7 protein-coding genes and 1 pseudogene are annotated in these 9951 nt (G+C 63.4%); all 8 read right to left on the bottom strand.

Going from position 1 to position 9951, the window contains the following annotated elements; genetic code table 11:
* Window positions 1-56 precede the first annotated feature (56 nt).
* Window positions 57-1925, bottom strand: a complete 1869-nt coding sequence (locus ABI660_RS21410; protein WP_348071934.1) for a potassium transporter Kup — start codon at window positions 1923-1925, stop codon at window positions 57-59.
* Window positions 1926-2468: 543 nt separating this feature from the next.
* A complete protein-coding gene (gshA, locus tag ABI660_RS21405) occupies window positions 2469-3764 on the bottom strand; it encodes a glutamate--cysteine ligase (RefSeq protein WP_348071932.1) in 1296 nt (431 codons plus the stop codon).
* Window positions 3765-3902: 138 nt separating this feature from the next.
* Window positions 3903-5213: a glutamate-5-semialdehyde dehydrogenase gene (locus tag ABI660_RS21400; protein ID WP_348071930.1), complete on the bottom strand. Its 1311-nt coding sequence runs from the start codon at window positions 5211-5213 to the stop codon at window positions 3903-3905.
* A 197-nt stretch (window positions 5214-5410) separates the two neighbouring features.
* A complete protein-coding gene (locus ABI660_RS21395; protein ID WP_348071936.1) occupies window positions 5411-5908 on the bottom strand; it encodes a hemerythrin domain-containing protein in 498 nt (165 codons plus the stop codon).
* 85 nt (window positions 5909-5993) lie between these two features.
* Window positions 5994-6398 (bottom strand): ribonucleotide reductase subunit alpha, encoded by a 405-nt coding sequence (locus tag ABI660_RS21390; RefSeq protein ID WP_348071928.1) that lies wholly within the window; start codon window positions 6396-6398, stop codon window positions 5994-5996.
* Window positions 6399-6410: 12 nt separating this feature from the next.
* Window positions 6411-7085 (bottom strand): nitroreductase, encoded by a 675-nt coding sequence (locus ABI660_RS21385; RefSeq protein WP_348071926.1) that lies wholly within the window; start codon window positions 7083-7085, stop codon window positions 6411-6413.
* 11 nt (window positions 7086-7096) lie between these two features.
* Window positions 7097-8419 (bottom strand): NnrS family protein, encoded by a 1323-nt coding sequence (locus ABI660_RS21380; RefSeq protein ID WP_348071924.1) that lies wholly within the window; start codon window positions 8417-8419, stop codon window positions 7097-7099.
* Window positions 8416-9951 (bottom strand): annotated as a pseudogene (locus tag ABI660_RS21375) (ribonucleoside reductase); the annotation flags it as partial. The pseudogene ABI660_RS21375 and the gene ABI660_RS21380, both read right to left, overlap by 4 nt.

Here is a 9951-nt window from a genome sequence, read left to right as displayed (position 1 = left end):
TTTGCTCTTGGCCCACCCTATTTCTGAACGATGCACTTCGTACTTGAATCCGCCCATCAAATTTCGATCTTGCTGCCCAGCTCCACCACCGAATTGTTAGGCAGGTTGAGAAAATCCGCCGCGCCGCTGGCGTTGTGGTGCATCTGCGCAAACAGCTTCTCGCGCCACGGCGCCATGCCGCTCCCTATGCTTGGAACCACCACATCCCGCGACAGGAAATAGCTGGTGGTCATGACCTCCAGTTCGCAGCCGCGCGTGCGCATCTGCTCCAGCGCCTTGGGCAGGTCCGGGTCGTTCTTGAAGCCGTAGTGAATCACCACCTGCCAGCAGTTATGGCCCAGTGACTCGATCGCCAGCCGCTTGTCCATGCCTATCCAGGGCACCTCATGGTTGCGCACCGTGACAAACAGGTTCTGCTCGTGCAGCACCTTGTTGTGTTTGAGGTTGTGCAGCAACGCATTGGGCACAGCGCCCGGTTCGGCGGTCAGGAAGACGGCCGAGCCGGCGACGCGGGCCGGCGGACTGATGAACACGGCTTCGAGGAAGCTGGGCAGGTCGATGGCATCGGCGCGCAGCTTCTCATTGAGCAAGGCGCGCCCCTGCTTCCAGGTCATCATCAAGGTGAATACAGCGGCGGCGATCACGATGGGGAACCAGCCGCCGGCGAAAAGCTTCATGAGGTTGGAAGCGAAAAAGGCGAAGTCAACCACGAAGAAAACGCCCGTGGCCGCCACGCACAGCCATAAGGGGTATTTCCAGGCGTGGCGGATCACGAAGAAGGTCAGGATGGTGGTGATCAGCATGTCGGCCGTCACGGCAATGCCGTAGGCCGCCGCGAGGTTGCTCGACGAGCGGAACATGACAACGGCCATCACGATCGCGATGAACAGGGTCCAGTTCACGAAGGGAATGTAGATCTGGCCGGTATCGCGGACGCTGGTGTGCTGGATGTTCAGGCGCGGCAGGTAACCGAGCTGGATCACCTGTTTGGTAACGCTGAATGCACCGGTGATGATGGCCTGCGAGGCGATCACCGTGGCCATCGTGGCCAGCAGGACCAGCGGCACCAGCGCCCACTCTGGCGCCATCAGGTAGAAGGGATTTTTGACGGCCGCCGGGTTCCCCAGCAACAGCGCGCCCTGACCGAAATAGTTGAGTGTCAGGGCCGGCATCACCACCGAGAACCAGGCCAGGCGGATCGGCTTTTTGCCGAAATGGCCGAGATCGGCATACAGCGCCTCAGCACCCGTCACGCACAGCACCACGGCGCCCAGGATGATGAACGTCGTCCCCGGGTTGAACCACAGGAACATCAAGGCGTAATGCGGGCTCAGGGCTTTCAGGATAACCGGGTTGGTGATGATCTGGGCGATGCCCAGCAAGGCCAGCACGCCAAACCAGACCAGGGTGATCGGCCCGAAAAACTTGCCGATGCCTGTCGTGCCGCGCTTCTGGACGAAGAACAGGCCGAACAGGATGGCCAGCGTGGCGGGAATGACGAAGCGGGTGAATGCCGGGGAAATCACCTCCAGCCCCTCGACAGCGGACAGGACCGAGATGGCCGGAGTGATGACCCCGTCGCCGTAAAACAGCGCGGTGCCGAAAATGCCAATGATGAGCAGGACGCGCCGCAACTCGGGCTTGTCTTTGACCGCTTGAGACGCCAGCGCGAGCATCGCGACCAGCCCGCCTTCGCCGTTGTTGTCGGCGCGGAGCACCAGCAACACATACTTGAAAGACACGATAACGCTCAGCGTCCAGAAGAAGATGGACAGGATGCCGTAGACATTGTCGGGCGTGAAGGCCACATGCCCGGAACCGAAGACTTCCTTGATGGCATACAGGACGCTGGTTCCGATGTCGCCGTAGACGACACCGATGGCGCCCAAGGTGAGCGCCGCAAGAGATGATTTTTTACTGGACACAAAAAAATTCTCGCGGGGCCGGGGTCATGCTGCCCCAACGGCGAGAAAGGGTTGTCTTGGAGGATGCTATTTTGCGCCTCACCCCACATCCGGCAAGCAGCACAGGCCCCTAATCGCGAGAATCCGGTATTTTGTTGCACTGCAACAACTTGTAACCGGGGTGCGGCATCAAGCGTGCGGAAGCGAAGCACCGCAGGAAACGGCGGCCACTCTGTTTTTGATAGCAAAGAGTTCCCGCCAATCAAGGGCTGGAGGCCAAAAAGGCTCAAAATTGAGCGGTTTGAGCGGCCACGGGAGGCAAGCCCTTCCCCGATTTCCTCAGCGGCCGCGGGCAGGCCGGCTTTGCCGGATGCCTTGCGGCGTCCCCTGGAAGGGGGAAAGGAACTACACGGAGCGCAGCGGAGTGAACAACAGGGTGCCATTCCTCATCTGCCTTTTCCAGCAGCAGCCAGCGAACCGGCTTTGCCGGACGCAATGCGGCGTCCCCTGGAGGGGAAAAGGAACTACACGGAGCGCAGCGGAGTGAGAACGATAGGGGTGAACCTAATCGTACACCTCAGCATCCGGATCGGTAGCTTCCAGCTCGTAGCTGGCCGCCAGCATGGCCAGGCGGCCGATCACCCCATACATATAGAAGCGGTTCGGCCCGCTGGAGCCCGGTTTGACGCCCGGCTGCGGCAGCCGGCCACTATCGGCAAAGGCTAGCGGCACAAAGCTGGCCCCCGGGGCGTTGAGGTTCTCGTCAATGCCGCGGTCGGCGTGCACGCGGTAAAAGCCGCCCACCACGTAGCGGTCCATCATGTAGACGACCGGCTCGGCCACCGCGTCGTTGATGCGTTCGTGGGTTTGCACCCCTTCCTGAATGATGACTTCGGACAGCGGCTGGCCGTCCTTGGTCGTGCTCATCTTGTTTTTGGCCTTGCGGTTGAGCTCGTCCAGGTCTTTCACATCGCGCACCGTCATGATGCCCATGCCGTAAGTGCCGTTGTCGGCCTTGACGATGACAAACGGCTTCTCGTTGATGCCGTATTCCTTGTATTTGCGCTTGATCTTGGTCAGCAGCGCATCGACGTTGCTGGTCAGGCAGTCCATGCCTGTGCCTTCGGCAAAATTGACTTCGCCGCACTTGGCAAACATCGGGTTGATCAGCCAGGGGTCTACGCCCAACAACTTGCCGAAACGCTTGGACACTTCTTCATAGGCCTGGAAATGGCGCGACTTGCGCCGCACCGACCAGCCCGCATGCAGCGGCGGCAGCAGGTACTGCTCGTTGAGGTCTTCCAGCATGCCGGGAATGCCGACTGACAGGTCGTTGTTCAGCAGGATGGTGCAGGGGTCGAAATTTTTCAGGCCCAGGCGCCGGTCAGTGCGCACCAGCGGCTCCAGCGTGATCTGGTCGCCGGTAGGCAGGGTCAGCGTGGTCGGCGCGGTGATCTCCGGGCTGAGCGAGCCAAACCGCACATTGAGCCCGGCCTGGTGAAAGATGCGCTTGAGCTGCAGCACATTGGCCAGGTAGAAGGTGTTGCGCGTGTGGTTCTCGGGAATGACCAGCAGGTTGCGTGCCTCGGGGCAGATTTTTTCAATCGCGGCCATCGCGGCCTGCACGGCCAGCGGCAGCATCTCCGGTGTGAGGTTGTTCCAGCCGCCGGGGTAGAGGTTGGTGTCCACCGGCGCCAGCTTGAAACCCGCGTTGCGCACATCAACCGAGCTGTAAAACGGTGGCGTGTGCTCCATCCACTCCAGGCGGAACCAGCGCTCGATCGCCGGCGTGGTGTCCAGGATGCGCTGCTCCAGCTCGTTGATGGGGCCGGTCAAGGCAGTAATGAGGTGCGGAACCATGCGGCCACTTTCAATGGGGAAACGTTGTTATTGCTTCGGTGATAGCTGACCGAATTTTAGGGAGATTGGGGTGCCCCGACGCGGTTACAAGAGGTAAGCCGCGGAGGCCTGCCGGCGCCCGGCCGGCCGGTGGCTTTTTCAGGTGCGGACTTCGCCCTGGCCCAGCACCACGTACTTGAGCGAGGTCAGGCCCTCGATGCCGACCGGCCCGCGCGCATGGAACTTGTCTGTCGAGATGCCGATTTCAGCACCCAAGCCAAACTCGAAACCATCTGCGAAGCGGGTACTCGCATTCACCAAAACGCTGGCTGAATCCACCTCGCGCAGAAACTTCTGAGCATGCATGTGGTCGCGCGTGAGGATGGCGTCGGTGTGGTGGCTCGAGTACTTGTTGATGTGGGCAATCGCCTCATCAACACCGGCAACCACCTTGATGCTGATGATGGGCGCCAGGTATTCCTCGTACCAGTCCTGCTCGGTGGCGGCCAGCACCTTGGCTGCCGGCAGTTTCGCGAGAACGGCTTCGGCTTCGGCGTCGCAGCGCATCTCCACGCCCTTGGCGGCGTAGATGGCGCCGATTTTCGGCAGAAACTCCGCTGCCGCGCCGCGCGCGACCAGCAGGCCCTCGCTGGCGTTGCAGGGGCTGTATTTCTGGGTCTTGGCGTTGTCGGCCACGGTGACCGCCATGGCGATGTCGCAGGGGTCGTCCACATAGACATGGCAATTGCCGTCCAGGTGCTTGATGACCGGTACCTTGGCGTCGCGGCTGATGCGTTCGATCAGGCCCTTGCCGCCGCGCGGGATGATCACGTCGACAAATTGCGGCATGGCGATCAAGAGGCCGACCGCTTCGCGGTCGGTGGTGGGCACCAGTTGCACCGCATCGGCCGGCAACCCGGCCCCGGTCAGCGCCTGCTGTACGAGCGCCGCCAGCGCCTTGTTCGACTCGATGGCTTCGGAGCCGCCACGAAGAATGCAGGCATTACCGCTTTTGATGGCCAGCGAAGCGGCCTCAATCGTCACATTCGGCCGGCTTTCGTAAATCATGCCGAACACGCCAATGGGCACGCGCATCTGGCCCACGCGAATGCCGCTGGGCTGCTGCTTCATGCCGATGATCTCGCCGATCACGTCCGGCATGGCGGCCAGTTGTTCGCAGCCCAGGGCCACGGTCTCGATGATTTTCGGGCTCAGCTTGAGCCGGTCCAGCATGGGCCCGGCCAGGCCGGCGGTTTTGGCGCGTTCCAGGTCCAGGGCATTGGCCGTTTGCAGAGGCGCCACCTGGCTGCGCAGCAAACCGGCTAAAGCCAACAACGCTCTGTTTTTAATAGCTGCTGGTGCCCGCGCCATAAGGGTTGAAGCCACTTTTGACTTTAAACCCATGACCTGCATGAGTTGCGGCAATTCGCTGCGGGCAGCCAGGGCGTTGGGGGAGTCGGGCGCGTTCATCCTGCTATTTTGCCTCTAATCATGGCAAGGAGCCTGTCGGGCTTGGGGCGTCGAAAGCGAAAATCGGCCGCAGCGAGGACAGTTTTTGCCGGGTTTGCAGGCCCATAGCCCAGCGATGGGACAAAAAGATGGCGAAAAATGGACCGCTGCGGTCGATTTGCAGCCGACGATTCCCAAGTCCGACAGGCTCCTAGAGATCAGCTGCCGGCGCGAACCCCGCGGCGCTGCATCATGTCCTCACTCATGGCCCGCAGGGCGTTCACCGTCAGCACCGCCTGCGCCGCGGGATAGGCCAGGCGGTCTTCGTCCGCCAGATGCCGTTCGTACAGGCCGGCGAAGCGGTCCAGTGCCGCCCTCTGGGGCTCTGTGAGCGGCGTCCCATCATCCACCGGGCTCTCGGCAATCTCATGCAGAACGCGGCGCGCCTCGGGCCAGGTCACCTCCATCGCCCGGTGGTCCCGCACCAAGCGTTCGACCAGTGATCGCAAACCGGCATCCGGCCCAGCCAGCAAAGGAGGGAAGACATGCAGCTCTTCGTCCTGGTGGTGCAGCGGGGCAGCGAGGTCAAAGTAACGCATCACGTCGCGAGCCGCCTGGCGAGCCGGCTCGTCGCGGCCTTGCGCCAGCAGGTGCTGCTGCAGGCGCGCCAGCAACGCCAGCATGCGCTCCACACGTTCGTGGCAGGCGGCCAGCATTTCAAAAGGCGCTTCGAAGCCCGCTGCCGGCGCATGAAAACCTGGCAGCGGCGCCGGGCCTGTAGCTCGGCGCAGCACACCCATGTCAGCTGAACTGCACCGGTTGCCCCTGCGGGTCAAACGGAATAAATGCGCCAATCTGACCTTGCTTGATGGACTCGACCATGCGCTGCAGCGGCTCCTCGGCATCTTCGGTGGTCGGCGCGCGGTTCACCGAACCCGACATGGCGGCGGCAAACACCAAGCCCCAGTTGTGCCCGAACTGGCGGGACTCCTGCACCAGCGCGGCAAACGAACTGAGCTCCTCGGGACGTTTGTCCACACACATCAGCGGAACCAGCGTGCCACCCTGGCCGGCTTCGAAACGCTCGCGCTGCACCGGCGTGCTGTCCTCGGGCAACTCGACACCGGTAAATACAAACAGCAGGCGCTGCGGTTCGGGCTGGGCGCGGGCGGCCTGCAGCAGGTCGTCAAAACTCAGAATTTCCATGGCTTCATCCAGTCACAGGGAATAAAAAGGGTCTGCCGGCTCGCACTCCGTTGCGGCTGCGTCGGCAGAAAGGCTGCTCACAAAATCAGCAGGCACCGGCCTCAAACGGGCGGGCTTGCGCGACTGGGCCGTGCCGATGCTGACAAAACACAAGGCATGTTCGCCGCTTGCCAGGCCGAACAGGGTACGCAGCCCGCCGCACTTCAACGCCTTGCCGCTGGTCAATGACGAACCATACCCCAAAGCCGTGGCCATGAGCAGCATGTTTTGCACCGCGCAGCCGGCCGAGACTGTGCGTTCAGCCAGATCAATCCCGGCATCGCCACACGCGCTATCAACCACTATCAACATAAGCAAGGGCGCGCGATGCGCTTTTTCGCGGGCCTGCGCGATCTGTTCAGGAGTGGCCTGCGCATCACGCTCAACCAGCGCTGCACCAAAGACCGCGGCCAGCCGGGCGCGCGCTGCTTGCGGCACCAGCACAAAGCGCCAAGGCAGCAGTTGCCCATGGTCGGGCGCGGTAGCGGCGGCGTTCAGAATCATGCCAAGCTGTTTCGCGTCGGGGCCGGGTGCCACCAACCGTTTCGGCAAAATGGTCTGGCGCGACTGCATGAGCGCAGCCGCCAGGACGGCCTGGTCGGCGTCAGACGTGACGGAGGCGGGGAGCGTAGCAACAAGGGGGCTCATCAGGGCCTGCCTCAACCGGGGCGTCCGTCGGCGCGCAGCCGGCCATACCAGCTGCCCAGCCGCAGGCCCCACACACCGGTGACACCGGCCCACATCAGCGCGGCCGCCAGCAGCAGCCAGCCCGTCCATGCGCTTTGCGCGGCAGCAACCATGCGCAGCAGCGTGGCTGCCTGCAACAACCAGAACAGGGACCAGACCAGCTTGTCCGCCACCAGCGCGCGCCCGCTGTGGCCGCAGGACACTCGCGTGACCATGGCCAGCATCAGCGAAGCCAGGCAACCCATGGTCAGGGCATGCAGCGACCCGAGGGCCAGCACAGGGGCGTCCTGCAACAGGCCCAGCCATTGCGACACGCCACCCAGCACCAGCGCCAGGCCGAACCAGAGGAATCCAATGTGCAGCATGGCCAGCAGGCGGTTTTTGAGGCTTTGCACCAGGCCCCACACCACGGCCAGCCAGATCAGGACGGCGCCGGCCGCCAGCTCAAAGGTGCCTCGTGCGGCCAGCCAGAGCAAACCTGCCGCCCCCTGCGGCGAGCCATCGAACTCGATCCACACGGCGGCCACCTCGACGGCTGCAATACCCAGCATCAACCACAACACCCAGAAAGGGCGCCAGGCGTCGATGAAAGGCAAGGCGCTGGAGGTGAAAAAAGGAATCATGCGGTGTGCCACCGACACATAGACCACCACGATGAAACCCCACAAGCCGGTCAGCACGCAGGCCCGCGCCACCGCAGGTGCACCCAGCAGCAAACTCAACGCGAGACCCGCCAGGCTCAGGCAGCCCACCACGCAGGCCACGCCTACCGTGCGTGCGTGCAGTTGGTCTTCGGCCCGGCTGCGCCGGATCAGGCCCCAGAACAGGGCCGTTACCCAAGCCAGGCCCGCCCCGGCCAGCAGCAGCCCGGCCAGCGCGATCAGGCCATGCAGGTGCGCGCCGATCAGCCAGACCAGCCAGCCGCCTGCCTGGCACAGCAAGGGCGCCAGCACTTGCCGGGGCGCCGGGGGCTGCACGCCCAGCCATTTGGGCCCGGCCGTGAATAGAAACCCCGAAAAGAACAGTGGCAGGAAACCCAGGCTCATCACCGCCCCGTGCACCAGCGACGGCGACAGCGCATAAGGCAGGCTCAGCGCCGGGCTGACACGGTCCAGTTGCACCAGAGTCCACCAAGCGCCGGCAGCCAGCAAAATCACCATCGCGAGAAAAAACCCCAGTCGGTGCGGCGCTAGCAACAGGTGGCCCGCTCGCCAGCGGCGGTCTACCTGGGCGCGCTCGCTGGCCGAGGGCTTGCCTGAGCGCACCCGCGGAAGCGGCACCGCGTGTTCATTCATCCGCAGACACCGAGGTGGCCGCACTGGGTACAGTAGTCGCAGCCGTCCTTGCGGATCACTGCGTGGGCGCCGCATTCACTGCATTTCTTGCCCGCCATCACTGGCGGCGCAAGCGCCATGTCGATCTGCGGCTCCATTGCAGCCAATGCGCCAGTCGCATGTTGCTTGGCCCGCCGCGCGATGATGTTCTGCACGGCATAAGCAATGGCGGCCACTTCCGAGTCGTGCCACAGCGGCACGCGCGTGCCGTCGGCTTTCTCGTAGGTGCCCAGTCGCACCGGGCCGCGGTCCCAGGCCACCTTGCGCATGTCGCTGAGCGCACGCTCCAGAAAACCACCACGCGCCGCCAGCGAAAGCATGCGCATGCTGGAGGTAATCCACTGCTGCGACTCGCCGCTTTGCCCAACGGGCATGAAAAATTCGATGGCTCGCTCAACTGTGCCTTCCCCCAAAGCAGCCGGCACGGGCAGAAAGGACACCACGATATAAAGTGTCTTGCGCCCTTCCTGCGTCCAGTAATCTACCTTTTCCGCCACTGCCGACAACGCACCCTTGGGACGGCTTTCGATCACCGTGCGCATCGGGTCCACGGCGGGCGCTGCTGGCGGCATGGCTTCAGGGTCTGCATGGGTTTCGAGTACCGAGCCCAGAATGGCGTTGGGCCGATAGGTGGCCAGGCCCTTGAGCTTGGCACGCCAGGCCTGCTGGTACAGACCCTTGAAGTCTTCGTAGGCGTAATCGGCCGGCACATTGACGGTCTTGGAGATCGCTGTGTCCACAAAGGGTTGCACTGCTTCCATCATGCCAATGTGGCTGTCGGCCGACATCTCAAGCGCCGAGACAAAGTAGCCGGGCAGCTTGTCCACATCGCCGCCGAGTTCGCGGTAGAGGCGCCAGGCATGGTCTTCCACCGCGTACTCCGTCGTGCTGCCGTCAGACTCGCGCTTCTTGCGCCGGTACATCCAGGAGAACGGCGGCTCGATGCCGTTGGATGCATTGTCGGCAAACGCCAGGCTGACGGTGCCGGTGGGTGCAATCGACAATAGGTGGCTGTTGCGGATGCCGTTGGCGCGGATAGCCTGTTGCAAGGCGGCCGGCAGGCGGCTGGCAAAGGTGCCTGCGGCCAGATAGCCTTCGGCATCGAACTTCGGAAACACGCCTTTTTCTTTCGCCAGCGCCACCGAGGCGGTGTAGGCCGCGTCGCGCATGGAGACGGCAATACGCGCCGCCATTTCGCGCCCCTCGGGCGCGTCGTAGCGCAGGCACAACATGGCCAGCGCATTGCCCAGGCCGGTGAACCCGACGCCGATGCGGCGCTTGGCGGCGGACTCGGCCTGCTGCTGCGGCAGCGGCCAGAAGGTCACATCCAGCACGTTGTCGAGCGCGCGTACCTGGGTTGTCACTGATTTGGTGAAAGCCTCGAAATCGAAGTCCGGTACACCGTTGAAGCCAAAGGGGTGGCGCACGAAGCGCGTGAGGATGATGGGCCCGAGGTCGCAGCAGCCGTAGGGGGGAAGCGGCTGTTCGCCGCA

It is taken from the genome of Polaromonas sp., assembly GCF_039930745.1.
Taxonomy (GTDB): Bacteria; Pseudomonadota; Gammaproteobacteria; order Burkholderiales; family Burkholderiaceae_C; genus Polaromonas.
Note: the sequence above shows the minus strand (reverse complement) of the source record. Positions and strands in the feature narration are given on the sequence as shown.

Excerpts from the sequence above, each read along its gene's own strand:
- ABI660_RS21400 (WP_348071930.1), bottom strand. The coding sequence starts at position 5,213 with ATGAACGCGCCCGACTCCCCCAACGCCCTGGCTGCCCGCAGCGAATTG.
- ABI660_RS21390 (WP_348071928.1), bottom strand. The coding sequence starts at position 6,398 with ATGGAAATTCTGAGTTTTGACGACCTGCTGCAGGCCGCCCGCGCCCAG.
- gshA (WP_348071932.1), bottom strand. The coding sequence starts at position 3,764 with ATGGTTCCGCACCTCATTACTGCCTTGACCGGCCCCATCAACGAGCTG.
- ABI660_RS21395 (WP_348071936.1), bottom strand. The coding sequence starts at position 5,908 with ATGCTGGCCGCCTGCCACGAACGTGTGGAGCGCATGCTGGCGTTGCTG.
- ABI660_RS21385 (WP_348071926.1), bottom strand. The coding sequence starts at position 7,085 with ATGAGCCCCCTTGTTGCTACGCTCCCCGCCTCCGTCACGTCTGACGCC.
- ABI660_RS21380 (WP_348071924.1), bottom strand. The coding sequence starts at position 8,419 with ATGAATGAACACGCGGTGCCGCTTCCGCGGGTGCGCTCAGGCAAGCCC.